The following is a 25,971-nucleotide window of genomic DNA, read 5'->3' as shown; positions in this document are numbered from 1 at the left end:
GTCTCGACTTCAGGCTTGCTCTTCACTTCATCCCCATGTTGTCCCAAGCTGCGCGTTTTTCAGCCGTTGCTTTTGCCTCTGCTGCGATTGTTCTGACTGGTTGCTCCAGCCAAACAACAACTGGCAAGTCTGCCGACTCCAGTGATCCCGACAAGCTGATTGTTGCCCTGATCCCGGATGAAAATGCCGCAACGGTGATTCAGGACAATCAAGGGCTGAAGGATTACCTCAACCAGAAGCTCGGTAAGGAGATCGAACTGGTGGTCACCACCGATTACTCCTCCATGATAGAGGCGGCTCGCAACGATCGCCTCGACCTGGCCTATTTCGGACCACTGTCCTACGTGTTGGCCAAGTCCAAGAGCGAGATCGAACCATTCGCCGCGCGGATCAAGGGGGGCACCAAGACCTACCAGTCATGCCTGATCGGCAACACCGAAGCCGGCGTGACCGACTTTGAGGCGATCAAAGGCAAAACCTTTGCCTTTGGAGATCCAGCTTCAACCTCCAGCCGTCTGTTCCCGGAACTGACCCTCAAAGAAAATGGTCTCGTCAAGGGTGAGGACTACGAGGGTGTGTTCCTCGGCGCCCATGACGCTGTGGCCCTGGCCGTTCAGAACGGCAATGCTCAGGCCGGTGGCGTGGCTTGCCCGATTTTCGAATCACTCAAGGAGAAGGGCAAGATCGACGACACCAAGGTGACCTTGATCGCCAAGTCAGCGCCAATCCCGCAGTACCCCTGGACGATGCGCTCGTCATTGAAGCCCGAGCTGAAGAACACCATCAGCACCACCTTCATTGAACTGAACGACGACGGCGTCCTGAAGCCGTTCAAGGCCGATGGATTCGCTGTGATCACCGATCAGGACTACGACGGCATCCGCAAGGCGGGTGATCTGCTGGGCCTCGACCTCGGCAAGTTCGTCAACTGAACACGTTCCTTTGTCCCGATGGTTCCCACCATCGGGACTTTTTGTTTTTTTCGTTATGAGTGCTTCCGTTGATACCCATCGCGCCATTCTTCGGCACCATGAGCTGCGATGGCGGCAGCAATTCCTCCGTGTGCTGGTGATTCTCACGGCGGTTGTTGGTTCCTTGGCCGTTGTTGGTCTGTTTGATCCGAATCGGATCGCCACTGGGGTGCCGGCGATTTTGAACTTGCTGCCAGAGATGTTTCCGCCGGATTTCGCTCGGTGGCCGTTCTGGATCAAGCCTTTGATCGACTCGATGGCGATGAGCATCGCAGGCACCTCCATCGCGGTGTTCTTCTCGCTCCTTCTTTGTTTCTTTGCCGCCCGAAACACCAGCCCCAGCCCAGCGCTCTACGTGATCGCCACGGCAGTGCTCAACGTGACCCGAGCCGTTCCCGAGTTGATTCTCGGCATGATTCTTGTGGCTGCTGTTGGCTTCGGAGCGCTGCCCGGAACCCTGGCTCTTGGTCTTCACTCCGTGGGCATGCTCGGCAAGTTCTACGCCGAGGCGATCGAACTCTGCGATCAGGAGCCGATCGAAGCCGCCCGCTCATCGGGGGCCTCTGAATCGCAGGTGATTGTTCACAGCATCCTTCCACAGGTGTTTCCAGCCATGGCGGATGTCACCTTCTACCGCTGGGAATACAACTTCCGGGCTTCGATGGTGGTGGGCGCCGTGGGCGCCGGCGGCATCGGCCTGGAAATCATCAGTGCCCTGCGGATCATGGAGTACCAACAGGTCTCGGCGCTGCTGTTGGTGGTGCTTGTGGTGGTCACAGCACTCGATTCGATGAGCAATGCCCTGCGGCATTGGATGGTGCAATGACGACCCCGATGAGCCATCAACAGCGGCCCCATCTCGTGGTCACGAACTACGTGCAGGAGGAGGTGATCGACTTCCTCTCCGAATTTGCACGGGTCACCGCCAATCGCAGCCGGGAGCCCTGGAGCCATCGCGTCCTGTTGGAAACAGCAGCGGACGCCGACGGCCTGCTGATGTTCATGCCGGATTGCGTCGATGCCGAGTTTCTGGATCACTGCCCGCGGCTGCGCTCGATCGCCGGAGCCCTGCGTGGGTTCGACAACTTCGATCTCTCCGCCTGTGATGCCCGGGGCATTCGCTATCAATTCATCCCCAATTTGTTGGCGGCACCAACGGCAGAACTCACCATTGCGATGCTGATCAGCCTGGCGCGATCCATCCCGGCAGGGGATGCCTTCATGCGCACAGGCCAGTTCCCTGGATGGCGGCCCAATTTCTACTCCAAGGGAGTGATCAACAGCACGGTTGGCATCGTGGGGATGGGGCAACTCGGCATTGAATTCGCCGAGCGCATGCGGGGCTTTGGCGCAACGCTGCTGTACTGCGATCCCGTTCGTCTTGATCGCCCATCCGAGCAACGTCTTGAACTGCAGCATCTGGAGTTCAACGACGTGATTGAACGCAGTGATCACCTGGTACTGATGGTGCCGCTCACGAACGACACGCTGCATCTGATCAATGCGGATGTGTTGGCCCGGTGCAAACCGGGGGCAGTGCTGGTGAATCCATGCCGCGGCTCGGTGGTGGATGAACAGGCTGTTGTGCGGTCGCTGCAATCAGGCCAGCTGGGGGGCTACGGGGCGGATGTTTTTGAGATGGAGGACTGGGCCCGGGATGACCACCCCTCGTCCATTCCCCAGGGCTTGCTTGATCAGTGCGATCGCACGGTGCTCACCCCGCACATCGGGTCTGCCGTTCAATCGATCCGAGAAGACATCGCCATGACGGCGGCCCGCAATCTCAAGGCACTTGTTGAGTCCACCCTGACGCCGATCAGATGAGCAACACCACAACCACAACGCACTGGGATCCGAAGGATCTCCTTGAATTCAAAGGGCGTCATCAACAGGACGGCGTCGTCCATGTGCCCGGCTTGGTGGCAAGCGACGCCATGGCTGAGCTGCTGGCTTGGATTGACGACATCTCCAACGCATCGACATTGGGGCGCCACTACTTCGAAAGCACAGACCGTGGCCGTGTCAAAGCGCGAACCGAAGACTTCGCCAAGGATCACCCTCCCCTGCATCAGTTCCTGACCCAAGGGCGTGTGCGCGACGTGCTCGAAGCCTTGTTTGGCGAACCACCGGTGCTGTTCAAGGAAAAAATCAACTACAAGCACCCCGGTGCCGCCGGGTACGCCCCCCATCAAGATGCCCCGGCCTACCCGTTTGGCTCGCTGCACATCACGATGCTGCTGGCCTTGGATTCAGCGGATACAAGCAATGGCTGCTTGGAATTCGCCAAGGGGGCCCATCACAACGGGGTGATCGATGTGAATGCCGATGGATGCCTCCCAATTGAGCGGGCAGCTCAACTCGAATGGACGCCGATGCCTGTGGCGGCTGGAGACGCTGTGTTCTTCAACTCCTTTGCACCACACCGCAGCGGCACCAACCGCTCCGATCGTTCGCGCCGCGCGCTGTACGTCACCTACAACGCCAGCTCCGAAGGCGATTTGCGATCGGAGTACTACGACCACAAACAGCAGGCGCTGGCAGATGGGCGCGTCAGCTTGATCAACCACTTTCTTGGGGAGGACGTCTCATGACTGCACTGGCCGACCACGCCATCGAATGGATGAAATCCATGCAAGCGGGGAGTCGGGAAGAGCGTTTTGATCTGCTCTTCGCCTATCTCAACACCCATGGGCAATCCAGCTACGACCCATCGGTGACGCAGCTGGAACATGCTCTGCAGACAGCGCATTTGGCCCACCAGGAGTCGCAGCGGCCCCACCTGGTGGTGGCATCACTGCTTCATGACATCGGCCATCTGATGATCGATGAACACGATGAGCGAAGAGATTTCCTCGATCAAGACTGTGCCCATGAGGCCGTCGCCGCCCGAGCACTCTCGGTGTTCTTCCCCACGAAGGTCGTTGCCCCCGTCCAGCGCCATGTCTCAGCCAAGCGGTTGCTGTGCTCCCTGGATGAGACGTATTACGCAGGGCTATCGGATGCATCGAAACGCAGCTTTGCCGTGCAAGGCGGAGAGCTGAGCCGTTCAGAAGCAATGCGGCTGTTGGCCTTAGAGGGGATGGACGATGCCATGGCACTGCGGCGCTGGGACGACCGGGCCAAGGTTCATGGGGTTGACGTGCCCGACTTGGATGCCTACAGGCAGGTGGTCTTGGACCATCTCCTGTAGAGCAGGGTTCAAGCGAGGTCAGCTCCCTGGGAGTTGCACACCATTGATCCCAGTTGCACAAAAAATGAGGAAAAAATCAGGGACAAGCCCCTCAAGCCTGTTCCTGTAACTCGAACCCAAGTGGCATCAGCGGCCAGAAACCCCAGCGCTGATCCGCAGGATTCACACCAGCTCCAGCCACCACGCTCCACATCAATGCGGTGATTCTGCAGAAAGATGAATCAGGCCACTCTTCAGGCCAATTTCTTCATCCCAAATCGCTATGTCCACACGGCAAGCATTCGGGTGCAAAGAACACGCAGATTTCTTGCCCAACGCACACCGCTGATCAGCTGATAAGCCGAGCCTATCGATCCCATCAGGAGTGCTCGGGTTGAGTGTCGTGTCGTCGCCGCAAACTTCCTTTACGTTGCCGCTGTCGGGTTAACCGACCTTTCTTATCTGCCACCGGGATTCGTCCCACCGGCTCATTTCCGTTCTCATGACCACCACCCTCCAGCAGCGCTCCGGCGCTTCCAGCTGGCAGGCCTTCTGTGAGTGGGTCACCTCCACCAACAACCGTCTGTATGTCGGTTGGTTCGGTGTGCTGATGATCCCCACACTGCTGGCTGCCACCATCTGCTTCGTCATCGCTTTCGTCGCCGCTCCTCCGGTCGACATCGATGGCATCCGTGAGCCCGTCGCTGGCTCCCTGATCTACGGCAACAACATCATTTCCGGTGCTGTTGTTCCTTCCAGCAACGCCATCGGCCTGCACTTCTACCCCATCTGGGAAGCTGCTTCCCTCGATGAGTGGCTGTACAACGGCGGCCCCTTCCAGCTGGTTGTTTTCCACTTCCTCATCGGCATCTACGCCTACATGGGTCGTGAGTGGGAACTCTCCTACCGCCTGGGCATGCGCCCTTGGATCTGCGTTGCCTACAGCGCACCTGTCGCTGCAGCCTCCGCTGTCTTCCTGGTTTACCCCTTCGGTCAGGGTTCTTTCTCTGACGCAATGCCCCTGGGCATTTCTGGCACCTTCAACTACATGCTGGTGTTCCAGGCCGAGCACAACATCCTGATGCACCCCTTCCACATGTTGGGCGTCGCAGGTGTTTTCGGCGGCAGCCTGTTCTCCGCCATGCACGGCTCCCTGGTGACCTCCTCCTTGGTGCGTGAAACCACCGAGAGCGAGTCCCAGAACTACGGCTACAAGTTTGGCCAAGAGGAAGAGACCTACAACATCGTGGCTGCCCACGGTTACTTCGGTCGCCTGATCTTCCAATACGCCTCCTTCAACAACAGCCGTAGCCTTCACTTCTTCCTGGCTGCCTGGCCTGTTGTCGGCATCTGGTTCACCGCCCTCGGCGTGTCAACCATGGCCTTCAACCTGAACGGCTTCAACTTCAACCAGTCCATCCTTGATGGTCAGGGCCGTGTCCTGAACACCTGGGCTGATGTGCTGAACCGTGCCGGCCTCGGCATGGAAGTGATGCACGAGCGCAACGCTCACAACTTCCCCCTCGACCTGGCTGCTGCTGAGTCCACTCCTGTGGCTCTGCAGGCTCCTGCCATCGGTTGAGGCTGAAGTCTCCAAGAGATTCAGCTTCGGTTGAATCGCAAGCCCTCACCGCAAGGTGGGGGCTTTTTGTTGTGGCTGCAGTTTGTTGAGTCCGATCAACGGCCTCACCAGAGCGGACCATCAGTAGTGATTCAAGAGATTCACTTTTCCCTCACCAGAAGGGGGAGGTGATGGTCCACTGTGGAGAGGACCTTCGGTCCGAGGACCCAACGAGAGAACTCAACAACCAAATCTCGGAGCTTCAAGCTCGGGTTGCTTACCCACAACACTGGAGCAGCGGAGAGCATGAGCAGCACATCGAAAAGCTCCGCCAGCTCACCTACGAAAAAAGCCGTCTGAGCGATCGATCTGGCTCCTCCCCCATGGGGCGAACTCATCACTGAAGAACTCTCCTACAAGTCAGTTGGTGCATGGCTTTCCAATGAGCCACAGAAGCTGTACTACCAATTCACCGCTGCCAAGGATGGCTCTCAAGGCGAGTCGATCGTCATGCGCAGCTTCCATTGGCGACCACCTGACGACCCGATTCCTCAGGGGAGTCAGCTGATGACACGACAAGAGGCGCTTGAGAAATGGAATGCACTCAAGTCAATGGGCTGGAGGAGGTGCGCCGGTCCACTTCGTTAGGGCAGTGAACGGGGCAACCAAGTGCTAGCGAGTAGTTGGCTATTGGAGCAAAACCAGCGGTAGTCCAGAGTGCGGTTATGAAACAGCCGAACACACAGCGACTTAGGGCTCTACGTCTGTCTGCACTCGCGAGGGACAACAAAGCCGTCGATGCCATTCGCTCCTCGATCACTCAGGCCCCTGATGCTCTGGTTAAGGAATTGATGGACGTCCATGGATGGCCAGCGCATGAAGCCCTCTGCGCAGTTCAGCAGCTTCAGCAAGATGTCCTCGATGAGACGACTGAACAGGCATCGGCGTAAAAGAAATCATTCGCAACGGCCAAAATTTGGTCGAGCGATTGAAGCCCAAGTCAGCTCTGGCCATCGCTTGAAGTGAGGGCTCACTGGCATTCGATGCACGCTCGATTCATATGGCTACGTTGCAACTGTCGTCCTCTTTAGGGACATGGGATTCGACGGAGTCGATAAGACAGATCGCTTCATCATCGCTGCCAGGAGACGTGCCGAAGCTGCATTACACGAGTCAGATCCAAAGCTGACGGCGCTTGAGAAAGCGATGTGGCTGAGGTTGAAGCGAGGTGAACGCCCCTGCAAAAACAACAAAGCGACCGCCTAAAAGAAAAATGAAAGTTCTGGGCACCGACGTGGCAGAAGAAGATGGGCTGGTGGATATCCAGTGTCGGGTTGAGACTGTTTCTACGACCGAAGAAATCCCATAGGGTGCCGACATGGGCATCCATCCAGCCGATCAACCGCTCCTTGAGCAGCAAGAGGAGGACAGCTTTGAGGCTTGGCAGAAGCGCAGAGCAAAAGAAGCGGAAGAGCCTTGGGCCTTCCCCGACGATGAAGTTGGATCTACAGAGGCGGCCTGACGTTGCTCCTTAAGTGAATATTCAAGCGCGACGTGCGCGGCGGCTTTGAGCTGAATCCAAAGGAGATTCCTCTGAGCCCGTTGTCACAGCTTCCAATGGACAGGCGAGAGCACGGAAAGGTGCGTGCTTGCCTTCAAAGATGACCGAGCCGATGGGGGCGCCGCCTGACAGATCGATTGTCATGACTGAGCAAAATCTTTGAAAGGTCTACGGACGTATTGCTCCGAGCCGCCGATCGGCTTCCCGTACTTCACCTGATCCAGCGCCACAGGCGAGACATCACACCCTTGGGATTGCTCTAGCGATCCTGCCAAGCATCAAGTACTGGTGAGCTTGGTCGGCCTCATCTGATTCATACGATTTTGCCCTGTACTTCCTCTTCTGCCTCAGCACGAAGGAAACGCTTGTGTTGAGGTGACTCAAGGCCAGTCATCTGAGCGTCGAGCCTTTCCAGAGCTTTGTTCTCGACTTTGCGACGTTCCTCATCCCACCACACCAATAGGGGATGCACATCACTTCTGGCCATTACAGAGACCTCCTAATCAGTTCTCGCGTTGTGATCTCTCGGCCCTTCCGCATGAGTTGAGCCTCTCAGGTATTTCAGGTGCCCAATACCCCTATGCGGGGGTATTGGAAAAAGCCAAACAGGAGTCAACTAAATAGATCGAAGGGGCGTCAGCACCTCCTTCGGTCATCGAGCGAGAGCCCTGGACCTGAGACGACAGGGTTTTCGTCTTTGCCTCGAGAACCACCCTGGAGCTGTCACTCTCCAGGGTTTTTCTTTTGTCCCCAAGCAGGGGTATTGATGTGCCTGTGCCGGAAAGGAGATTGACAGAATCAAAGCAGGAAGGTCTTGTGGCCACTTCCTTCATTCCCCAAACGTGTACTGGGAGAACTTGCTTGAAATGGTCTCCTGACGGCTCATTGTCCGAGCACGATCAAGATGAACTGATGAAACGCCTTTGCGCGACTGATCCGGCATTGGCTCAATCCGAAGCTTGTAACGCTAGTCAGGATGCAGATCTGAGCAAGAACAACAAAAGGTGAGTCCTTTTCTATTACTGGTTGGCTTAGGGGCTCGGCGGCTATCTCGCCGTATGGCGTAACAAGCGGGCCTTCAAAGGCAAAAAAAAGGTCAAGCTTTAGCTAACCAAGCTTGCTCGATCGGATATTTCGCAGCATACGTCGCCGTGACTACGGCACAGGTGGCAGAGATGTTGATGCAAGCAAATGTGCGGAGAAATCTGGGGGGTTTCACCACCTCGCAGAAAAACCTGCAACGATCGTTGAAACAAAGGTCGCCTTATGGACTCTTTCGGCGACTACTTGCAGGAGATCGGACGGGTCCCCCTACTAACGGATCAAGAGGAGATCTACTGCTCCCGTCAAATCCAGGCATGGCTCCAATACGTTGGCGGACCTGAAGCCGCTCCCGCACAAGTTCGGCGGCGCGGGAGGCGGGCTAAGGAACGTTTGATGGCAGGCAATCTCCGCTTGGTTGTCTCCGTTTGTAAGAAAAAGATGGGGAATGGCCTTGAGTTACAGGACATGGTCCAGGAGGGTTCACTTGGTCTGAGCCGAGCCGCTGAAAAATTTGATGCAACAAGGGGGTATAAGTTTTCGACCTACGCCTACTGGTGGATCCGTCAGGGGCTCAACCGAGCGATCAGCCAGCAGAGCAGAACGATCCGAATTCCCTCAAACCGGAGGGAGCTGCTCTCAAAAATCAAACAAGTGAGTTCACGGCTGACCTTGCAGCATGGAGACCAGCCGACGCTGCAACAGATCTCTGATCATTTGGCCATAACAGTGGAGGAAATAACGAAGACCCTTGCCGACGACCAGCGCACCCGCTGCTGCTCACTCGATGCAGCAACAACAGAAGGAGGTAGAAGCCTTCTGGATCGGATCGCAGCCCCTGGCGACGAGCCGGAGGTGACTGACATGGAGGAAGCAGTCCAAGCCGCACTTGGTCGACTTAATAAGCAAGATGCCCAAATTATTCGTATGCGCTTCTTTGAGGGACACACCCTTGCCGAGATCGGCAGATCAATGAGTATTTCTCGAGAATGGGTTCGTCGGTTGGAGACCAGGGCTTTGATCAACCTGCGCATTCAGCTGCGAATATCGCCAGCATTGATATCACTCTGAATAACGACAACGTGACACCTTCTTTCGTCGACGTTGGTCTATTGATTAGAATCATTTGCAAATTCAAGGTCAGCCAAAGTCAGTTCAACCCAATTAAGACCCTCCTCAATTTCTTGCTTTAGAAGTGCAGCCTCATCGTTGGCACCATCGGCGACGAGTATTAAATACTTTCTGTACTCAACCAGCCAGGCAACGAGGTTTGGAGTGCTGTTCGTCATGCTCTGCCCTTCATGCTGCATGCTAAGCAGCATCGCAACTTTGGCTGCTTAACCGTGGTGCGATGAGGGCAGGTTGCGCAAACCCAACTGTTCCCTCATCCCGTCGCCTCAGTTTGACCACCGACCTAGAGGAGGTCTGCACGAGCACGACACCCACATACTGATAACAGCCGAACGAGATGGCACCAGTAGCAAAAAAGGATATTTACTCACCTCAGCCATGGTTATCACCCGATGGTCCACTGTGGAGGTGAACCTTGGACGGAGGACTCAACGACAAATCTCAACGACGCAATATCGGAGCTTGAGGCCCGAATCGCCAATCCACGTCATTGGAGCAAAGAAGAGCATGAGCAGAACATCGAAAAGCTCCGTCAGCTCAACTTCCAAAAGCAACTTTTGATCGACTACGACCAGAAGTAGACAACGCACCTGCGGATAGAGGCTGGTCACCCGCAGCTGACAGGCCAACCCCACTAGAAGCTATCCATGGATACCCACACCACGGGTCTCCTTCATGGAGGAGGCTCCAATGGCTGAACGTTCAATGCGAAGTCGGCTCACCTACAGCGGTGCAACAAGTCGAACCTATGCAGAGTCTTTGCATTGGGGCATTAGATGGGAAGGGCTACGCAGCAACTGGTTCAGCCGCTATGGGCGCTGGGCGGAAGCAGAAGAGTGCCTGGCCCGCCTTGACTACCTGGAGCGGGAATATGCGGGGGAGGTAAAGCAGGGCCGCAAGTAGCGATTAGCAACCCCAGACAGCGATAGCAGTGGTTAACGTTTCTTAACATCGCATTGAAGAGGCAGTGATCGCAGGTCTTTTCCCAATCGCTTACGCAGCTGTCTTGACGTGCTTGCTCTTGCAGGCTTTTCGGATGATGCGCCCATCGTCGGCCTCTAAACCCAGCACATCGAACGACCGAACAGGTCTCAAAACCACACACCCAGAACTGCTTGATGAGAACGGTGAGGTGACTAACGAGGAGCTTTGGGCTGTTCGCTTCTCGGACGAAGGCTTGATTCTCCCTGAGGCATGAGCATCGAATTCTGGATTCAGCCAGTAGGGTCCGCTGACTCTCAGGTCAGCCTCACGTGAATCGTCACCCAAATCTGGCCTTTTTTGGCGGCACCGTGATCATCGCGATCATGGTTTTGGCTGCCTTCGCCAACGTCGCCAATGCTGGCGGCTGCTCCTACAGCAAGTCCAAATCAGCGGAAGCAACAACTGAAGAGATCAAAGGCACAGGCGATACAAAGGCTGAGGTTGAAGCCTGATGACCGACTATTCATCAGCCATCACTGCGCTCGTCATCGTCACCGTGGTGATCTCTGTAGCAGTCGTTTACGTCCTGGCTCAGCCCACTGACCTGCCGAGATACAAGGAGAACGATCCGAGATCTAAGGAGGACGACCGCTGAACGTCGATCATCTTTGGCGTTCCCAGGGGCTGAAAGCCCCCTCTACCGGCTGGGCTCCTGAAACCAGGCAAGGCTGTAAACCCAGAGATTGACTTAGGCGTATAATTTATTTGTAGCAACCGCTACACAACGTTCACCCCTTTCCAAGGGGCGCAGACACTCCAAGCCACGGAACGGGGACTTGGAATTTTCTGAGGAACCAACCATGACTGCTCTTCTCTACAGAGGTAACTCCTACGAAGCTCCAGCAGCATCGCCCAAAGCTTGTGTCGAGCTGACCTACCGCCGCGAGCACTACAACACCTGCCGCAAAGAAGTCGCTCACAATGCCCATCCAAGCCTGACCTACAGAGGCACTTCCTACACCAAGTGATCAGGGCTTAATCAAACCCCAAACCTCTGCCTTCGGCGGGGGTTTCTTTTTGCATCTGAGGCAGCTCCGAGCCTGCCAAAAGAATTGGGCTGAGATCCTGAAGCGGGCTAACCCCAATGCGGAAACCACTGGGGAAGAAGCCCCGCACGAGCAAGGCCAAGTACGGCTGCCACTGTTACCAGCTTCACTCCCGTCAGGATTCCTGCCGTTTTCCAGGTGAACAGCGATTTCGTCAGGGTGATCAATGCACATGCTCAGCCAAAGAACATCATGTGCCATTGACGAGCTGGGCTCGTAAGACTGACTGGGTCCCTTGCTCACTGGTCGACAACTGAAGACATGATCCCGAAGCTCATTTGGAGATAGCAAGCGAGCAGCTCTGCCCTCTCCAAGCTGAGAGCCTCAGGGAATACAGATGATGTTCTGTGTTGAACGAAGCGATGGGCCCGACATTTGGTTTCAGGAGCAGTGCTTCGAGACTGAGTTCAGGGCTTTCACCAACGCCCGAGCCAAATCGCTGAATACTTTCGGGCTTTATCGAGTCATCTACGAAAGTCCCGGCAACTCAGGTGAGGTGATGAGGATTTCAAAAGGCAAAGCGATCCTGGCTGAAGATGACCGACTCGTTGGATAAGTGCTGGCGCCTAAACAGTGGAAATTCCGTGATTTGGACTGACGAATTAAAGGCATTGCTAGAGCAAGGGTCCAGGTAATAGCCGTGTACAACGTCGTCAAGCAAGAAGCTCCCGACCGTTGGGTCAAGGAGCTTTACTTCCAAACGGAATTCAGGGCTTACCTATGTGCCCGCACAAAGTCGAAGGCGCTGATGTGCACTTACATGGTGGTTGACGCGACCAATAACAAGGTGACCTCGATCGTTCGTCATGGCATGCCCCTCATCGCATAGGAGACGAACTCGGTCAACCCTCAAATTTATAGCTCCAAATTCTCGATAAAAGACCAACGCAATCTCATGGCCCGGCGCTGAGGAATAACTCGGAGAGCTCAATAATATTGTCTCATGTCAACGCGAATTGGAACGCTTGGAGTGAATGTGTTTCGACGACAGATGCAACAAATTTGATGCTTTGTCTTGCTCTTCCACCTTGATGAGCTTCCTCACGAGATTCCAGGTGTCTTGCGCAGACATTTCACCATCTTGCTCCCATTTGATGCTCGACAATTCAGCAGGAGACATCAAGGGAAGACGTGGCTTTTCAACTTAAGGAACCTGATGCCGATGTGGCCGTTGCCACCAGGCGATGTCACTTAAGACAATCGGAAGTTGGTCTACCTGGATACAACGACCTGCAAAAAGGCAAAAAAAAAAGCCTCAACCGCATGGGCTGAAGCCAGGTGATGGGGAACAAACGAAACATACCGGCCCTGCACCCACAATCAAGGGCTGAGGACACCACATCTGGTGGCTGGCGCAGTCTTGCCGAGGCGATTAACACCACTGAGCGCCAGCTGCCAACCCGAAAAGGTCAGTGCGAACCGAACCAGGAGCAACAGGTGCCAAGACGGATCGTCAATAACGCCAGAACGCCAGCTGCTGCAGCCACAAACGACAGTCCCATCAGCTGCTGACGGCGCTTCTCACTTCTGGCCTCGACCGATTGGCTGCCGTTCAACTGAAAAATCCAGACGAATCAACTTAAGCGTTTTCAGTAGCTTGCGCTACCAAGACAGGCGTTCTGCCGGCGATGCTGCGGCGGCTGCGTGCGCTGAGTTGCGTTCGTGCCCTCAGATGACGGTGACGGCGACAGGGCCTTTCATACAGATCGGCGCTGTTTTTCCATGAGCGCGGGTAAGGCCAGCTGCGTTTGACCGCGGGCGAATTGGTTGTTCTGCAACACCACCAGGCGTGGAGCCACAGGGCGGTCATGCCACAGATCAAACCAGTCATGGCTGCATGATGAAACCCATCGGGGCGGCGTCAAGCGCAGGCCAGCAACCTAAGCAACGCTGAGTCATCCCCTCGCAGCTCTGCGTGAATGAGTGATACGGCCTGTTGCCAAGTGGCCTTGGGCCGATGCAGAACGGGTGCATCGGATCAGCAGCCATGGCCAAGCGTCGCTTTCTCGAAAAGCAACCGCTCACCGAAGCGGGAGGACTGACCGCCCTGATCATGATGGGGGTGGGGCTCACCCTGGGTGGCATCAGCGTGACCATCCTAATGGCGCTGAATGCCTCAGCCGCAGGGTCTTGGCAGGAACTCTGGCTTTCAGGTCAACTGAATTTCTGAGCTCAGGCCAGCCAAGGCCAACGGATCCCGAACGCCTCCAGGGGGTCCATCACGAGTTTGTTGAGGGCCCGGCCCAACAGCACCTGGGGTTCTTCCGGACGGATCGGCCGCACCGGATGTTCTGGGCGCGTCGCAGCATTCGCCCCTCTCACCACCCCACTGCGCATCAAGGCGTTGGCCGCCTCAAGACCGCAGACGTAGGCCCGTTCCTGGCACAGGCCCTTGGCACCGTGCTCGCGTTCGCCCATCCGCACCCAGTCGCCAGCGCAGACCACAGACGGAAGTGACGTCTGCAGCGGCGGCCGCTGGCTGAAACTGCCGGGGGAGAACAACGACACCGAGGTCGGGTAACGCCGCACCTCAAACTCCAGCACCTGGGCAAGCCGGAAGGCCGGCACCGCCTGGGGCAACAGCTCCTTCAGCAGGGTGTCGACGATCTCCTGATCACTCAAGGCTGCGATTGCCGTGGCGTTGTAGAAGTCGCTGGCCACCACGGATCCCTGGGGCTCGCTGCCGCCCCAGAGCGCATCAAGATCCGCGTTCTGCAGCTGGTCGAGCATGAAAAATGTGGCGCCCGCACCCTGCAAGGCGTCGAAGCGCGAGAAGACATTGGCGGGATCAGCGACCGCAATGGTGCGATCCAGCCACAACCGCACCGACACCACATCAATCGCCCCCAAACCGCCAGCAGCCACCAGCTCCGGCAGCACATCACTGCAACGCGGCGACTCCGCCATCAGGGCATGCATGCCCTTGGCACCCACCGCCAGCACAACCGCATCAACGTCATCAACAACGCTGGAGCGGCCTGTTGCTTTGCAGCGGACCTCCACCGACCGAATTGCTTCGCCTGGCTGATCAAAATTCAGGCGCGTGGCCAACGTTCCTCCCAGAACAGTGAGCAGGCCGGAGTCGAGCAGGCGTTCCGCCAGGGGAGCGATCAGCTGCTCGGCGATGCTGCCGGAACGAATCCATCGCACATCAAAGGAATCTTGATGCGCCAGGGCGTAGTAGTAGAGCAGCTCCATGGTGACGGCTGCCGACAATTCCTCCGGTGGCTTGAACAGACCCACCAAAAGGATCGGACGCAAGAATTCGTCGATCATCCGCTCCGTGATGCACAGTTGGCGGAACAGGGTCAACGCATCGATGGCGTCGTAGCGCCGGAAGATCTCCTCGTTGCGGTTCAGATCAAGCATCGCCACCAAAAGGCCGGCAATGCTCAGGCGATCGGCAACAGGCAGGCGCTTGAAGTTCTTGATCGTTGCCATGGCCTGCCCCAGGGGGCTGGGCAACTGCAACCCGTCACCGAACACCGGGGCCGTGGCCTCCAGACCGGCGGGAGACCAGAAGGCGCTTGTGGTGAATTCCGTGAACACATCGGTGAGCCCAAGCTCATCAGTCAGCGCATTGATGTTGGGGTAATCCCTCCAAAAGCCCCGGGTGCCCGCTTCGAAGGGTTTACCGCTGGCGGTGCGCATCGGCGTTCTCCCCGTGGGATCCGGCATCCCATCAACCAGGGTGACGCGAACACCGGCTTCACAGAGGGTTTTGGCTGCACCCCAGCCGGCCCAGCCTCCACCGATCACCACCACATGGGAGGCATCACCGTTAGCGGCCTTGGAAAGCTCAGGCATCGACCAAACAGAGATGCTGGGAGAGGCTTCACATCATGCAGCCATGGCACGAAAAAGGTCGCCATCGCCACAGAGAAGAGGGAATGAATAGCGTCGTCTGGAGATGAAACCGTTTTATGGCTTCATATTCAGCCGTCCGCTGGCCTGTTTTTCTGCCATTGGTGCTGTTCTTTGGTGGCATCGGTGCCGCAGCAGCGATGACCCAGTTGCTGGGATCGTTCTGAGCTTCAGGGCGCGATCAGACCAGATTCAAAGCCTCAAGCACTTGAGCTCGAATCCCGCCGAGACGAAACCAGGCTTGAACGGCATCGGCCTTGCTGGTGTAGGGCCGCCAGTCGTCTTCATTCATCCGCCGTTGGATGTGGCGCAACACCCGTTCTGCGACGACACGATCGCTGGATGCCTTCAGAACAATCTGCCGGCCATTCAGCTCAAACGTGTCACTCATTTTTTGGAGGTTTGATCAGCTCACCGGTCTGCAACGACACCACAGCAAAGCTGCCCACAAAGACCACCGCCACCAGAGCGAGGAAGGCCGCTGTGAGATTGCTGATCTCAAGCTGCCCAAGCATGAAGGCAAATGAGGTGGCCATCAAAAGCAGCAACTGCTTCTGAACTTAAACGGGCTCGTCGTTGTTCAAATTGCCAAGAACCACCCCTGCCATCGACAAACCAATGGCAAGCATCACAACGGCTTCGATCATGCGGCCTTGGTGGAGATGCTCGGCGTCTTGAGCAGAACCGCCGCGGTGGAGGCCTTCACCGTCACCTGAGCAGAAGAAGCGGCTTGCACCTGGGGCTGCCAGGTGGATGCTGCTGAGCAACGGGTGGGATTTTTCAACCAAGAACTGCGTCCCATCAACCTTCAATCAGCTACTCCAAGGATTGCGGCTGAAGCTCAGAAGATCTGTCTGATTGGCGACCGACGCCAAAAGTGAGCTGTTTCTTGATCAAGCACTGATGGCGCTAGGCGTTGCTGCTGACAAGCGATCACGGATCTGAACAGCAGCCTGGCAATAGGCCGCCCATCCCCCCATGCGCCTCAGATCGGCACGGCCACGGTCATCGACGGCATTCGACACACAAACACCCTCCACTTCTGCTTTTTCAAACGCCGCCAACAAGGGGATTTCCGCCTGCATCACATCCACATCAAAACCCTCCAAAATTTGGCGTGCTTCCTGCGCTAGCCGTTGTTTTCGGCTGTCCACCTTCACCAACAATGCGGCATGCATGGTGTCCATCTGCCTGAGGATTGAGGAGAGTTCAACAGTGAGCTCAACCGATCTCGCCTGCGGCGTGGTGGGCAGCAAAACAAGATCTGCTCCGGCCGAAAGATTCTTGAGTTCATCTTCGTGGCTGCTGGCCTGCCCGTCGGTGATGATCACTTGGGCATGGCGGGTGGCCTTTGCTGCAGCCTCCACAGGCACCACTTCAAACGGAAGCATCCCCCGGGCTGCGTAGGCGGTTGCCGAGCGGTTGCGATCCGCATCAACAACACACACCGACAGGCCCTGCTGGGCCCAAACACAAGCCAAATGAATGCTGGTGCAGGTTTTTGCCACACCACCCTTCTGGCCAAAGACAGTCAAAAACATGGCTGAGGTTCAGATGCGCGGAATGATCGCGTCGTTGGGGAAGAACTCTTCAAACACGCAGATTCGGTCGGCCCAGCGGGCCTCCACTTCCAAGCGCATTAAGCGATTGCGCACCCACATCAATGTGTCCACATCAATGGGTTTGTGGAGCTTGTGCTGCTGCGCCTTCACCCAATCATCCTTGCTCTGAGAGCTGTTCATGACCGCGAACACTGACCTACCCACACCGTACGGATGGCGTCTTGCGGCGCCATGAGCTTCACACTGAGTAAGCATCAAGGATCACTCAATCGCGAGAGAACTGTTCAGCAGAACAACGAATTAATAGAAGCTTTGAGTCCAAGCCAGAGCTATCAGAGCCTGAACCTTGAGATCGGTAGCCATTCCATCATTCCGACCATTCAAGCGGCGACAGAATTGATTCAATTCACCTTCAACCGTGATGACCCAGAAAGCACCTCAACTCAAGCCACGCCCGGTGCACACACCACCCAAAAGCGCTTGAAGCACTTAAAGGCCTGAATCAACCAATCGGAGCCGAACAAATTTCCTGTTCTGTAACAGCACGAACGACACGTGGATTGACACCACCCCTATAAAGGATCTGTAGCAACTGCTACGCAATCACGTTCACCTCGCCTTCGGCGAGGCGCAGTTCGACTCAGGCCATGGAACGGGGACCTGAGCTTGCTTCGAGGAACCCATCATGACCCTGACCTATCGCGGCCAGAAGTACAACCAGAACAACGCTGCTGCATCGAACGTTCAGCGCCCAGTTCTTGTTTATCGCGGTCAGAAAGTCGCCCGCTGACAGCAGCACGACAACCTCTCACAAGCCCCGCCTCGGCGGGGCTTTTTTATGGCTCATTTGCCTTCAGGATCGGGTTGTTTTGCCTTCCAACGTTCAAACCAAACGGCGACGGCGAGGGACACACCCACGGCAAAGCCAGCACCAATCAGCACCACACCAACTTCCACCGGCATCAACACCACCTGTTGCGACCCCAGATCATCGGACAAGAGCGTCACTGAACCAACGACTGATACGCCTCATTGACGCGTCGAAACGCCTCAGCAGAACCACCGAGATCGGGATGGTGCTGCTTCACCAGTTTTCGATGCGCCTGCTTGATCTCAGCGAGGGACGCGTTGGCCTCCAAGCCCAACACCCTTAAAGCGGCACGACGTGGATCACGGGCATGGCCATCGTCCTGACGATCCGTTTGACGTTGGTCCGTTCGGGTGCGGCGACCCTGCCGCCTTGAACCTGATTGGTCCTGCCGCTGACGCAACTGCTCCACCACACGCTGTGGATCCTCATCCAGCCATTCACTGGCGCGAACCCCAAACAAGGCAAACGCCGCCAGAACGGCCGTTGTTTGCTTGTTCGGCTTGGCTCCCACCGCCGCCTTGAGATCTGTCCCCAGCCCCCGAACCAACCGATCCAACCGCTGTTCCAGGGTTAAGCGGGCAGGAAAACCACTGCGGTTGAGCTGCTCGATCAACAGCTCCAATCCGCGCTGACGCAGTGCCGTCCATCCCGGCTGCTGAGCGAGGGCCTGCCCCCAGGCCCGCACCTGTTGGCTGCTGATGCGCGGTGGAGCTTGTGCCGATGGCTCACTCCAGGGGCGATGGGATCTGGGCTCCGTACGAATGCGTTGGCGTTGCTGACGTTGGAGTCGCTCCAACTCACGGTTGAGCCGCAACACCTCGCGGCGCAAAGCGTCGTTCTCCGCCAGCAACGCCTCAACATTGCTGGTGACCCGTTGTTCAGGGCGTCCGCCTGACCACTGACGCGGATCAAAGCCCAAAGCGTGTCTCCCGCCTCACCACGGCAACAACTCACCATTGGCATGCCAGAAGCTGCCGCTGGTGGCCATGGTCAAATCATCGATCCGGGCCAACAGACCCTTCACCGACTGCTCGGGGGGGATGCCGCTGGGATTGAAGCGAATCATGCGGGTGCGCACCAATCCGGGATGCAAGATCGCCACGGCGATGCCCCGCGGTTCCAGATCAATCGCCAACGACTTTCCGGCCATGTTGAGCGCCACTTTCGACATCCGATAGCCATAGGAGCCTCCCGAACTGTTGTCGTCGATGGACCCCATGCGGCTGGTCATCAGCACCAACTTCGCTCCGTTGGGCATCTGATCCACCAACGCCCTGGCCAGCAGCAAAGGAGCAAGGGCGTTCACCTCAAACTGGCGGCGAATCCCGGAGGGATCCAAATCCATCAGGCCCATCGACTGCAAGATCCCGGCATTGAGGATGACGCCATCGAGGGGCAAACCATCCAGTCGCTGCACCAGGTCATCAATGGCTTGGCTGTCGCTCAACTCAAGGCCGGCTTCCACCCGCACCCCCAGGCACTCCAGTTCATCACTGGTTTGACGGCAAACGGCCACCACGTCATCGCCACGGGCCTTGAGCTGCCTGCAGTATTCCAAGCCGATACCACGGTTTGCGCCGGTGACCAAAAACGTCGCCATCGGGAGGTTTCAGCAACCGCCATCCTGCCGGCTCTTGCGTCGATCCCCTGACGCGATCACGCCGGGAAATCCCCCTCGACGCCGTACTGATGCAAACACTGTTTCACCGTGAGCACGGAGACCGTGCTGCCGGTCTCTGCATCCACCAGCAGATAGGGGCAGCCTCGGAGCACGCAGCGTCGCCGTGCGTCGATATAGGCATCAAAAGCGTTGGCATGGGAACACTCCTCCACCCAACCTTCACTGCTGAGATACCGCGTGAGGATCATGCCCACAGGCCCCTGGGCCACCGGTTATGGCTCAGGACATTTCACATCCAGGAAAGAGCCTTGAAGTCTTCGGGATCGCAACGGCTCGGGAAACGCCGAAGCAAGCCAGATCAATGGGGTTCAGCTGATCCCTGCACAACGGTGACCACCTGATTCCAGGTGGCATGCACCACGCGATAGGTCTTCAACGTGGCGCGCGATTTGGTGCGGGCATTCACAAAGGCTTTGAACTCCGTTTTGAAGCAGATCTCCTGGATCCACTGCCCTCCTGTATCAAGCCTCTCGATGCAATACATCAGAGATTGAGCGGTTAAAAACATCACAACCGCAAAACATTTGCTGAGCACAAAATCGAAAGGTGCTGTTCGGGATCAATCAAAAAAAAGCCCCCGCGCTTGGCGGAGGCTCGGGTGGTGTGAGGAGTCGACGATTTTGCAACTGCCGACCCTGATTTCATAGCTCGATTTCAGATCAGCAGCGGCCCCGGCCACAAAGCTTTATCCACTACAGATAAAGAACACTGGCGCGACAACGCCGGAGCGCATCACGCACAGCCTCCAGCCTCGTTTCGTCCGGTCGATGCAGCCCGGCAGGCACCACCATCTCGTCGTTCGCATCCAGATGAACCCGTGCCGAGAACCAGGTGCCGGGTCCTGGCACAGACGCACGGCAGATCGGATCCTGGTTTGCGTCCAAACGTCGCTCGATCAACCAACCCTCCACCCGATCCAAGGGCTGAAACGACGTGGAGGCAGAGGCGACGGACGCCATCAGGGTGAGCAGCAACAAACGCAGGGCCTGCATCACAAGGCTGGGGCGAGCGAAGCGCACCCATCGTCACAGAGAACACCGGTTCAACCCCGCCGTTGCGTTAGAAGGGCTGCGTCGCGGAGCCGTCGATGCCGTTATTTCGCTGTGAAGGGTGCTCCATGCGCATCGAGCGCTCGATGGCGGCGTACTGGCGCAACAAGGGGAAATTGCTGTGCTCAACGTGTCTCGATCGTCAGGAGATGCCTCTGAAAACGGCCGAGGGCGGCCGAAAGCAAGGTTCTTCCGAATTCCGTGCCAACAGCAACAAAAGCTGACGCCAGCTGTGGGAATGATGCCCTAGTCGTTCCCTCCCCCCGATCCATGGGTTTCCTCGCCGTCGCCGGATGCGTGCTCCTGGCCTCCGCCATGTCTGCTGCACTCACCACCAAGCCTTCGAAAGCCTGAGCGTTCAAAACGCCAGCAAAAGCTGAACAAAAACCGGGCCTAGCCCGGTTTTTTTATGGCTGTGAGCTTTTAGCCATGGATCTTTTCTCCCGCAGAAGAGATTTAGAACTGCAAATCAGAGGTGCATGGCGGCCCCTCACGGCTGTAGATCCTTGATCCACTGAGCGAATCCCATGGAGAGCATCAGTCGCATCTGTGCCACCTCCAAGGGCACAACCATTGATGCCATCGGCCAGGGCCGCTATCGCGTCTGCAATCGACATGCGGTGTGCTCTGACGTCGAAGGTCTTTGGCAGGCCTATGAGATTCTGCGGCGTCAGGAACAATCCTTAAGTTGATCGTTACGCCAAGGAATAAGTATCAACACCTACAGCGGCTGAGTGTTCGGCACGTAACACTTGATTTACCCCGGTGAGGGGTAATGCGTCGACTCCGGGAGGGCCTAGGGAACCCTCCTTTTTTATGCAGGTTGCTCAGAAACCCAGCGTTCCTGCACTTTCCTCCCCGAACTCCAGGTAAAGGCAGCGGGCATCCTCAGCCCGGCCGCAATCAATCAGGTGTTGAACCCGTTCGCGCCACCACTGCGACACACTAGAACTCAACTCTTTGTTGGGCAGACCACCGAAGGATTCACTCACAGCAATCATTCGTGTTGAGCAAACGCTAAGCAGAACGATTGACAACGCGAATTGGCTTGTTACTTGCTGTTAGCAGCTGTTGTTACCCAACAGCCATGTTCTGCAAAACCAGCCACACCAATCATTTGTAGCGGTTCACACTCCACAGAGCATCAAAGCCGCAGACAGTGAATTTGCGGATGAAACCTAGGGTTCCGATCTCTTCACAGGGATGCCTGGTCCAAGAGGTTTCCACCGGCCTTGCCGGTTGCACGGAGGGACAAAAGCCCGGGAGACCGCCTCAACGCACACTCCCTTGTTTGATGTCATCCCCATCGGACCCTTCAGGGGCCTTCCAGCGTTCGCATCCCAGCGAAGGCATGCAGGCACTCGAGAAGGAACGCAAGCTTCCACTCACTGGCTGGCAGCAAGAAGTTGACCAGGCCAAACGCTTCGGGCTTGAAGCCGCCGAAAGCATTGTTGACCGCAACATCTCAACCTTCTCTAGAGGCGAGCTGCCGCATTTCGCCGGCATCAACACCTTCATGAAGGCGCCCTACTTGGAAGATGTGAACCAGGTGGGCAACTACGACGTCGCCATCGTTGGTGTACCCCACGACTGCGGCACCACCTACCGGCCCGGAACGCGCTTCGGCCCCCAGGGGATCCGACGAATTTCAGCGCTTTACACCCCTTACAACTACGAAATGGGGGTCGACCTGCGTGAACAGATCACCCTCTGCGATGTGGGTGACATCTTCACGATCCCCGCCAACAACGAAAAGAGTTTCGATCAGATCTCCAAAGGCATCGCCCACGTCTTCTCGAGCGGCGCCTTCCCGATCATCCTCGGTGGCGACCACTCGATCGGTTTCCCCACGGTGCGTGGGGTGTGTCGCCATCTCGGCGACAAAAAAGTGGGAATCATCCATTTCGATCGCCACGTCGACACCCAGGAGATCGACCTTGATGAGCGGATGCACACCTGCCCTTGGTTCCATGCCACAAACATGGCCAACGCCCCGGCAGAAAACCTGGTGCAGCTGGGCATTGGTGGATGGCAAGTGCCTCGCGAGGGCGTCAAGGTCTGCAGGGAGCGGGGCACCAATGTGCTCACGGTGACCGACATCACTGAAATGGGGCTTGAAGCCGCAGCCCAGTACGCCATTGAACGAGCCACCGATGGCACGGACTGCGTCTACATCTCCTTCGACATTGACTGCATCGATGCCGGCTTCGTGCCGGGAACTGGCTGGCCTGAGCCCGGTGGCCTAATGCCGCGAGAAGCGCTCAAGCTGCTCGAGCTGATCGTGCGCAACGTTCCCGTCTGCGGCCTTGAAATCGTTGAGGTTTCACCTCCCTACGACATCAGTGACATGACCTCCCTGATGGCCACCCGGGTGATTTGCGACACCATGGCCCACCTTGTGGTGAGCGGTCAGTTGCCCCGCAAAGAGAAGCCGGAGTGGATCAGCGACGCCTGCAACATGAACGTTGATCAGAAGTGGAGATAGGTCATGCATGAAGTCGACATGACCAAGTGCCTGCTGATCTCCCTGAATGAATGGCGCGACCGTCGCGAAGACACCTCCGCGATGGTCGAGACCGTTCATCTCGATGTGGGCCGATTCACCTGCGTTGAACCCGATCAACTGGTGACCACCTACAACGCTGCGGTGCAGGGCACCTGGCTGGATGGATCCCGGCTCACGATCACGGAAATCCCCTTTGTGGGCCGCTGCTTGATCTGCAACGGCACCTACGACCCCGTACCCGAAAACGCCTACCGCTCTCCCTGCTGCGATCACCCGCTTGAGGAGATCGTCAGCGGTAGGGAATTGCGCATCCGCAGCATCGATTACCGCAGCGATGCCGCCGCTGCCCTTGAGTCCGCTCCAATCCAGCGTCAGCGCTGAAACCAATACCCCCCTTTTGCCATGCATATGCCTCTTGAGGACACCCTCGGCCTCAATCTGCTTGCCGCCAACAACCATCAGGCCGAACACAACAACGAGCATTTCCAGAGCTGGGATCTGCTTTGCCTCAACCTGATGAGCAGCCCAGGCGCAGGAAAAACCGCCCTGCTCGAACGGTCCCTCCCAGCCTTGGCTCGCGAACTCAGCATGGCCGTGCTGGAAGGCGACATGACCACCCAGCTGGATGCCGACCGATTGGAAACCGTTGGCATCCCGGTGGTGCCCATCACCACAGGCAGAGCCTGCCACCTCGATGCGGCCATGGTGAGTGGTGGCCTGGAGTTGCTGCAACAACGGCTCGATCCATCCGCGCTGGATTTACTGCTCGTGGAGAACGTGGGCAACCTGGTCTGCCCTGCGGAATTTGACGTTGGGGAACACCACAAAGTGGCGTTGCTCAGCGTGACCGAGGGCGATGACAAGCCGCTCAAATACCCCCTGATGTTCCGCAACGCGGATGTGGTGCTGATCACCAAGGTGGATCTTCTGCCCCACCTGCCTGTGGATGTGGCAGCGATCCGCCGCAACATTCACAGCATCAATCCCAACGCCACGGTGATCGAGGTCTCAGCCCTGACAGGTGAAGGCCTGGATGCCTGGCACATCTGGGTGCGGCAAGCCCTCGCCAGCCGGACCACCACAACCCCTGCTCTGGCCACCGCCTGAGCAGATCAATTCAACGTCTTGTTCCTCCCGCCCATGCCATGACCAAACAACTGCGCAACCTTCTCTTCGCCGGCCTCGCCATCGTGCTGGCCGTCGCTTGCTCCAAGCCCTCCACACCGACGGTGGGTGGCACCCCGATCGTTTTGGGCTACAGCAACTGGGCCGGATGGTGGCCCTGGGCGATTGCCGTGGAGGAAAAGCTGTTCGAGAAGAACGGCGTGAATGTGGAGATGAAGTGGTTCGACGGCTACGTGCAGTCGATGGAAACCTTCGCCGCTGGCAAGATCGACGGCAACTCCCAAACCTTGAACGACACCATTTCTTTCCTGCCGGGTGAGAACGGCGGTGAAGTGGTGGTTCTGGTGAACGACAACTCTGCTGGCAATGACCAGATCATTGCCGATGCCTCCATCACATCCATCGCCGATCTCAAAGGCAAGACCGTTGCTGTTGAGGAAGGCGTTGTGGATGACTATCTGCTCAGCCTGGCCCTCAAGGATGCGGGCCTGAGCCGCGACGACGTGGTGATCAAAGGCATGCCCACCGATCAGGCAGCCACTGCATTCGCGGCCGGTCAAGTTGATGCCGTTGGTGCCTTCCCTCCCTACACAGGCACCGCCATGCAGCGAGAAGGTGCCCAGGTGATCGCCAGCTCCAAGGAGTATCCCGGTGCCATTCCTGATCTGCTCACCGTCAGCGGTGATCTGATCAAGGAGCGCCCCGACGATGTGCAGAAGATCGTGAAAACCTGGTGGGACGTTCGCGAGTTCATGGAAAAGAACCCCGAAAAATCCGAGGCGATCATGGCCAAGCGTGCCGGCATTCCCACTGAGGAATACGAGCAGTACAAAGACGGCACTCGCTTCTTCTCCATCGAGGAAAACCTCGAGGCCTTCAGCACTGGTGAGGGAATGAAGTTCATGCCATTCGCCGCTGAGTCGATGGCCGACTTCATGGTTTCGGTGGGCTTCATCCCTGAGAAACCAGACATGAGCAAGCTGTTTGACGACAGCTTCATCAAGAAGGTCGCCGCCTCCTGATGACTGCCACGGCCGCCGCTGCTCGCAAGGGGAGAAGCCATGGGCTTCTCTCCCTGTTCACCCTTGGTGCCATGCCATCCAAGGCCGTGCGTGGCGGCCTGCAGGTGGCATCACTGCTGGTGCCCCTGCTGCTCTGGACCGCCATCGCTTCCCTCGGACTGGTGGATGAAAAATTCCTTCCCTCTCCGCAGGCCGTGTTCCGCTCCCTGGCCTCCATGGCCGAGAGCGGAATCCTTTTCCAAGACATTGTGGCCAGCACCGGCCGCGTGTTTGGAGGATTTCTTCTCGCCACACTTCTGGCGGTGCCGATCGGCATCTGCATGGGGGTGTACCCAGCGATCTGCGCAATCTGCGAGCCGCTGATCGCCATGCTGCGTTACATGCCTGCAGCGGCATTCATCCCTCTGCTGATCATCTACCTCGGCATCGGGGAGGAACCCAAGATCGCTCTGATTTTTCTCGGCACGATCTACTTCAACATCCTGATGGTGATGGATGCGGTGAAGTTCGTTCCCAAAGAACTCATCGAAACCACACTCACCCTGGGTGGTCGCAGCCGGCAGGTCCTGGTGCAAGTCGTCGCCCGCTACAGCCTGCCCAGCATCATCGACACGTTGCGCATCAACATCGCAACCTCCTGGAACCTTGTGGTGGTGGCTGAGCTGGTGGCCGCGGAAGTGGGCCTTGGCAAACGCATCCAGCTGGCTCAGCGCTTTTTCCGCACCGATCAGATCTTCGCCGAGTTGATCGTTCTCGGCTTGATCGGCTTCGCCATCGACATGGGATTCAGGCTTTTGCTGCGTCTCAGCTGCAAATGGGCGGTGTGA

At 57.2% G+C, this 25,971-nt stretch carries 41 protein-coding genes and 1 riboswitch; of the genes, 24 read left to right on the top strand and 17 right to left on the bottom strand.

Annotation, left to right across the window (positions count from 1 at the left end; genetic code table 11):
- The first annotated feature begins 35 nt into the window (after window positions 1-35).
- The 9 genes from phnD to SynRS9907_RS05480 all read left to right on the top strand — a co-directional run bounded on the left by phnD (window position 36) and on the right by SynRS9907_RS05480 (window position 9,374).
- On the top strand, window positions 36-932 hold the full coding sequence (phnD, locus tag SynRS9907_RS05520; protein WP_188022082.1) for a phosphate/phosphite/phosphonate ABC transporter substrate-binding protein: 897 nt from the start codon (window positions 36-38) through the stop codon (window positions 930-932).
- Window positions 933-987: 55 nt separating this feature from the next.
- Window positions 988-1,797 (top strand): phosphonate ABC transporter, permease protein PhnE, encoded by an 810-nt coding sequence (gene phnE, locus SynRS9907_RS05515; protein WP_188022081.1) that lies wholly within the window; start codon window positions 988-990, stop codon window positions 1,795-1,797.
- An 8-nt stretch (window positions 1,798-1,805) separates the two neighbouring features.
- On the top strand, window positions 1,806-2,795 hold the full coding sequence (locus tag SynRS9907_RS05510; protein ID WP_255446004.1) for a phosphonate dehydrogenase: 990 nt from the start codon (window positions 1,806-1,808) through the stop codon (window positions 2,793-2,795).
- The gene (locus SynRS9907_RS05505) at window positions 2,792-3,562 is read left to right on the top strand and encodes a phytanoyl-CoA dioxygenase family protein (RefSeq protein WP_188022079.1); all 771 of its coding nucleotides are present in this window, start codon (window positions 2,792-2,794) and stop codon (window positions 3,560-3,562) included. The genes SynRS9907_RS05510 and SynRS9907_RS05505 overlap by 4 nt, the downstream gene beginning before the upstream one ends.
- Window positions 3,559-4,161: an HD domain-containing protein gene (locus SynRS9907_RS05500; RefSeq protein WP_223157678.1), complete on the top strand. Its 603-nt coding sequence runs from the start codon at window positions 3,559-3,561 to the stop codon at window positions 4,159-4,161. The genes SynRS9907_RS05505 and SynRS9907_RS05500 overlap by 4 nt, the downstream gene beginning before the upstream one ends.
- Window positions 4,162-4,642: 481 nt before the next feature.
- Entirely contained in the window at window positions 4,643-5,722 is a 1,080-nt protein-coding gene (psbA, locus tag SynRS9907_RS05495) for a photosystem II q(b) protein (protein ID WP_006850357.1), read from the top strand.
- Window positions 5,723-6,064: 342 nt separating this feature from the next.
- Window positions 6,065-6,349: a DUF1651 domain-containing protein gene (locus SynRS9907_RS05490; protein ID WP_370586633.1), complete on the top strand. Its 285-nt coding sequence runs from the start codon at window positions 6,065-6,067 to the stop codon at window positions 6,347-6,349.
- Between the two features lie 730 nt (window positions 6,350-7,079).
- Window positions 7,080-7,223 carry a hypothetical protein gene (locus SynRS9907_RS05485; RefSeq protein ID WP_188022078.1) on the top strand — a complete coding sequence of 48 codons (144 nt, stop codon included), beginning with the start codon at window positions 7,080-7,082 and terminating at the stop codon, window positions 7,221-7,223.
- 1,305 nt (window positions 7,224-8,528) lie between these two features.
- Window positions 8,529-9,374: a sigma-70 family RNA polymerase sigma factor gene (locus SynRS9907_RS05480; RefSeq protein ID WP_255441955.1), complete on the top strand. Its 846-nt coding sequence runs from the start codon at window positions 8,529-8,531 to the stop codon at window positions 9,372-9,374.
- 38 nt (window positions 9,375-9,412) lie between these two features.
- Here the strand turns inward: SynRS9907_RS05480 and SynRS9907_RS05475 are convergent, their stop codons facing one another.
- Both SynRS9907_RS05475 and SynRS9907_RS05470 read right to left on the bottom strand, forming a co-directional pair.
- Window positions 9,413-9,592 carry a hypothetical protein gene (locus SynRS9907_RS05475; RefSeq protein WP_255446003.1) on the bottom strand — a complete coding sequence of 60 codons (180 nt, stop codon included), beginning with the start codon at window positions 9,590-9,592 and terminating at the stop codon, window positions 9,413-9,415.
- A 270-nt stretch (window positions 9,593-9,862) separates the two neighbouring features.
- Window positions 9,863-10,045, bottom strand: coding sequence for a hypothetical protein (locus SynRS9907_RS05470; protein WP_188022076.1), 183 nt, complete (start codon window positions 10,043-10,045; stop codon window positions 9,863-9,865).
- A 79-nt stretch (window positions 10,046-10,124) separates the two neighbouring features.
- Between SynRS9907_RS05470 and SynRS9907_RS05465 the strand changes: the two genes are divergently transcribed.
- From SynRS9907_RS05465 to SynRS9907_RS05445, 5 genes are all read left to right on the top strand, one after another.
- A complete protein-coding gene (locus tag SynRS9907_RS05465) occupies window positions 10,125-10,337 on the top strand; it encodes a hypothetical protein (protein ID WP_188022075.1) in 213 nt (70 codons plus the stop codon).
- Window positions 10,338-10,401: 64 nt separating this feature from the next.
- Window positions 10,402-10,632 (top strand): DUF2973 domain-containing protein, encoded by a 231-nt coding sequence (locus SynRS9907_RS05460; protein WP_188022074.1) that lies wholly within the window; start codon window positions 10,402-10,404, stop codon window positions 10,630-10,632.
- Between the two features lie 55 nt (window positions 10,633-10,687).
- On the top strand, window positions 10,688-10,870 hold the full coding sequence (locus SynRS9907_RS05455; protein ID WP_188022073.1) for a hypothetical protein: 183 nt from the start codon (window positions 10,688-10,690) through the stop codon (window positions 10,868-10,870).
- A complete protein-coding gene (locus SynRS9907_RS05450) occupies window positions 10,870-11,013 on the top strand; it encodes a hypothetical protein (protein ID WP_188022072.1) in 144 nt (47 codons plus the stop codon). Before SynRS9907_RS05455 ends, SynRS9907_RS05450 begins: the two co-directional genes overlap by 1 nt.
- Window positions 11,014-11,218: 205 nt before the next feature.
- On the top strand, window positions 11,219-11,386 hold the full coding sequence (locus tag SynRS9907_RS05445) for a DUF4278 domain-containing protein (protein ID WP_188022071.1): 168 nt from the start codon (window positions 11,219-11,221) through the stop codon (window positions 11,384-11,386).
- 1,024 nt (window positions 11,387-12,410) lie between these two features.
- Here SynRS9907_RS05445 and SynRS9907_RS05440 read toward each other — a convergent pair.
- Entirely contained in the window at window positions 12,411-12,584 is a 174-nt protein-coding gene (locus SynRS9907_RS05440; protein ID WP_188022070.1) for a hypothetical protein, read from the bottom strand.
- 289 nt (window positions 12,585-12,873) lie between these two features.
- Window positions 12,874-13,020 carry a hypothetical protein gene (locus tag SynRS9907_RS05435; protein WP_188022069.1) on the bottom strand — a complete coding sequence of 49 codons (147 nt, stop codon included), beginning with the start codon at window positions 13,018-13,020 and terminating at the stop codon, window positions 12,874-12,876.
- Between the two features lie 380 nt (window positions 13,021-13,400).
- On the opposite strand from SynRS9907_RS05435, the gene SynRS9907_RS05430 reads away from it, so the two are divergent.
- Entirely contained in the window at window positions 13,401-13,634 is a 234-nt protein-coding gene (locus SynRS9907_RS05430; protein ID WP_255446002.1) for a hypothetical protein, read from the top strand.
- Between the two features lie 2 nt (window positions 13,635-13,636).
- Here the strand turns inward: SynRS9907_RS05430 and SynRS9907_RS05425 are convergent, their stop codons facing one another.
- The 6 genes from SynRS9907_RS05425 to SynRS9907_RS05400 form a co-directional block, all read right to left on the bottom strand.
- Entirely contained in the window at window positions 13,637-15,271 is a 1,635-nt protein-coding gene (locus tag SynRS9907_RS05425; protein WP_188022067.1) for an FAD-dependent oxidoreductase, read from the bottom strand.
- Window positions 15,272-15,509: 238 nt separating this feature from the next.
- Window positions 15,510-15,719, bottom strand: a complete 210-nt coding sequence (locus SynRS9907_RS05420) for a hypothetical protein (RefSeq protein WP_188022066.1) — start codon at window positions 15,717-15,719, stop codon at window positions 15,510-15,512.
- Window positions 15,712-15,864 carry a hypothetical protein gene (locus tag SynRS9907_RS05415; RefSeq protein ID WP_186495575.1) on the bottom strand — a complete coding sequence of 51 codons (153 nt, stop codon included), beginning with the start codon at window positions 15,862-15,864 and terminating at the stop codon, window positions 15,712-15,714. The genes SynRS9907_RS05420 and SynRS9907_RS05415 overlap by 8 nt, the downstream gene beginning before the upstream one ends.
- A 107-nt stretch (window positions 15,865-15,971) precedes the next feature.
- Window positions 15,972-16,130, bottom strand: a complete 159-nt coding sequence (locus SynRS9907_RS05410) for a hypothetical protein (protein ID WP_188022065.1) — start codon at window positions 16,128-16,130, stop codon at window positions 15,972-15,974.
- A gap of 91 nt (window positions 16,131-16,221) precedes the next feature.
- Window positions 16,222-16,869, bottom strand: a complete 648-nt coding sequence (locus tag SynRS9907_RS05405) for a ParA family protein (RefSeq protein ID WP_188022064.1) — start codon at window positions 16,867-16,869, stop codon at window positions 16,222-16,224.
- Between the two features lie 9 nt (window positions 16,870-16,878).
- Window positions 16,879-17,070, bottom strand: a complete 192-nt coding sequence (locus tag SynRS9907_RS05400; protein ID WP_115094203.1) for a hypothetical protein — start codon at window positions 17,068-17,070, stop codon at window positions 16,879-16,881.
- Window positions 17,071-17,121: 51 nt separating this feature from the next.
- Between SynRS9907_RS05400 and SynRS9907_RS05395 the strand changes: the two genes are divergently transcribed.
- Both SynRS9907_RS05395 and SynRS9907_RS05390 read left to right on the top strand, forming a co-directional pair.
- Window positions 17,122-17,391: a hypothetical protein gene (locus SynRS9907_RS05395; protein ID WP_188022062.1), complete on the top strand. Its 270-nt coding sequence runs from the start codon at window positions 17,122-17,124 to the stop codon at window positions 17,389-17,391.
- A gap of 184 nt (window positions 17,392-17,575) precedes the next feature.
- Window positions 17,576-17,680: a DUF4278 domain-containing protein gene (locus SynRS9907_RS05390; protein ID WP_114988979.1), complete on the top strand. Its 105-nt coding sequence runs from the start codon at window positions 17,576-17,578 to the stop codon at window positions 17,678-17,680.
- 53 nt (window positions 17,681-17,733) lie between these two features.
- Here SynRS9907_RS05390 and SynRS9907_RS05385 read toward each other — a convergent pair whose 3' ends face one another.
- The 6 genes from SynRS9907_RS05385 to SynRS9907_RS05360 form a co-directional block, all read right to left on the bottom strand.
- A complete protein-coding gene (locus tag SynRS9907_RS05385) occupies window positions 17,734-17,898 on the bottom strand; it encodes a hypothetical protein (protein ID WP_188022061.1) in 165 nt (54 codons plus the stop codon).
- Window positions 17,895-18,680 carry a J domain-containing protein gene (locus SynRS9907_RS05380; protein WP_188022060.1) on the bottom strand — a complete coding sequence of 262 codons (786 nt, stop codon included), beginning with the start codon at window positions 18,678-18,680 and terminating at the stop codon, window positions 17,895-17,897. The genes SynRS9907_RS05385 and SynRS9907_RS05380 overlap by 4 nt, the downstream gene beginning before the upstream one ends.
- A 15-nt stretch (window positions 18,681-18,695) precedes the next feature.
- Window positions 18,696-19,361 carry an SDR family oxidoreductase gene (locus SynRS9907_RS05375; protein ID WP_186508830.1) on the bottom strand — a complete coding sequence of 222 codons (666 nt, stop codon included), beginning with the start codon at window positions 19,359-19,361 and terminating at the stop codon, window positions 18,696-18,698.
- A 56-nt stretch (window positions 19,362-19,417) separates the two neighbouring features.
- Entirely contained in the window at window positions 19,418-19,630 is a 213-nt protein-coding gene (locus SynRS9907_RS05370; RefSeq protein ID WP_114989190.1) for a hypothetical protein, read from the bottom strand.
- Window positions 19,631-19,740: 110 nt separating this feature from the next.
- On the bottom strand, window positions 19,741-19,926 hold the full coding sequence (locus SynRS9907_RS05365) for a hypothetical protein (RefSeq protein ID WP_114988977.1): 186 nt from the start codon (window positions 19,924-19,926) through the stop codon (window positions 19,741-19,743).
- A gap of 208 nt (window positions 19,927-20,134) precedes the next feature.
- Entirely contained in the window at window positions 20,135-20,461 is a 327-nt protein-coding gene (locus SynRS9907_RS05360; protein WP_255446001.1) for a hypothetical protein, read from the bottom strand.
- A 98-nt stretch (window positions 20,462-20,559) separates the two neighbouring features.
- On the opposite strand from SynRS9907_RS05360, the gene SynRS9907_RS05355 reads away from it, so the two are divergent.
- Window positions 20,560-20,715 carry a hypothetical protein gene (locus SynRS9907_RS05355; RefSeq protein ID WP_255446000.1) on the top strand — a complete coding sequence of 52 codons (156 nt, stop codon included), beginning with the start codon at window positions 20,560-20,562 and terminating at the stop codon, window positions 20,713-20,715.
- Window positions 20,716-21,018: 303 nt separating this feature from the next.
- Window positions 21,019-21,183 (top strand): hypothetical protein, encoded by a 165-nt coding sequence (locus SynRS9907_RS05350; protein WP_170951296.1) that lies wholly within the window; start codon window positions 21,019-21,021, stop codon window positions 21,181-21,183.
- Window positions 21,184-21,318: 135 nt separating this feature from the next.
- Here SynRS9907_RS05350 and SynRS9907_RS05345 read toward each other — a convergent pair whose 3' ends face one another.
- On the bottom strand, window positions 21,319-21,483 hold the full coding sequence (locus SynRS9907_RS05345; RefSeq protein ID WP_188022059.1) for a hypothetical protein: 165 nt from the start codon (window positions 21,481-21,483) through the stop codon (window positions 21,319-21,321).
- Window positions 21,484-21,658: 175 nt separating this feature from the next.
- Window positions 21,659-21,759: riboswitch (guanidine-I (ykkC/yxkD leader) on the top strand.
- Window positions 21,760-21,785: 26 nt separating this feature from the next.
- Here SynRS9907_RS05345 and speB point away from each other — a divergent pair.
- Genes speB through SynRS9907_RS05320 form a run of 5 tightly spaced genes read left to right on the top strand, consistent with a single transcriptional unit; the run spans window position 21,786 to window position 25,971 of the window.
- Window positions 21,786-22,976, top strand: a complete 1,191-nt coding sequence (speB, locus tag SynRS9907_RS05340) for an agmatinase (protein ID WP_188022058.1) — start codon at window positions 21,786-21,788, stop codon at window positions 22,974-22,976.
- 3 nt (window positions 22,977-22,979) lie between these two features.
- Window positions 22,980-23,378, top strand: a complete 399-nt coding sequence (locus tag SynRS9907_RS05335; RefSeq protein ID WP_188022057.1) for a hydrogenase maturation nickel metallochaperone HypA — start codon at window positions 22,980-22,982, stop codon at window positions 23,376-23,378.
- Between the two features lie 21 nt (window positions 23,379-23,399).
- Window positions 23,400-24,104 carry a hydrogenase nickel incorporation protein HypB gene (gene hypB / locus SynRS9907_RS05330; protein WP_186498088.1) on the top strand — a complete coding sequence of 235 codons (705 nt, stop codon included), beginning with the start codon at window positions 23,400-23,402 and terminating at the stop codon, window positions 24,102-24,104.
- Window positions 24,105-24,142: 38 nt separating this feature from the next.
- Window positions 24,143-25,144, top strand: coding sequence for an ABC transporter substrate-binding protein (locus SynRS9907_RS05325; protein WP_188022056.1), 1,002 nt, complete (start codon window positions 24,143-24,145; stop codon window positions 25,142-25,144).
- A complete protein-coding gene (locus SynRS9907_RS05320) occupies window positions 25,144-25,971 on the top strand; it encodes an ABC transporter permease (RefSeq protein WP_186495585.1) in 828 nt (275 codons plus the stop codon). Before SynRS9907_RS05325 ends, SynRS9907_RS05320 begins: the two co-directional genes overlap by 1 nt.

The sequence above is a fragment of the Synechococcus sp. RS9907 genome, assembly GCF_014279615.1.
Taxonomy (GTDB): domain Bacteria; phylum Cyanobacteriota; class Cyanobacteriia; order PCC-6307; family Cyanobiaceae; genus Parasynechococcus.
Note: the sequence above shows the minus strand (reverse complement) of the source record. Positions and strands in the feature narration are given on the sequence as shown.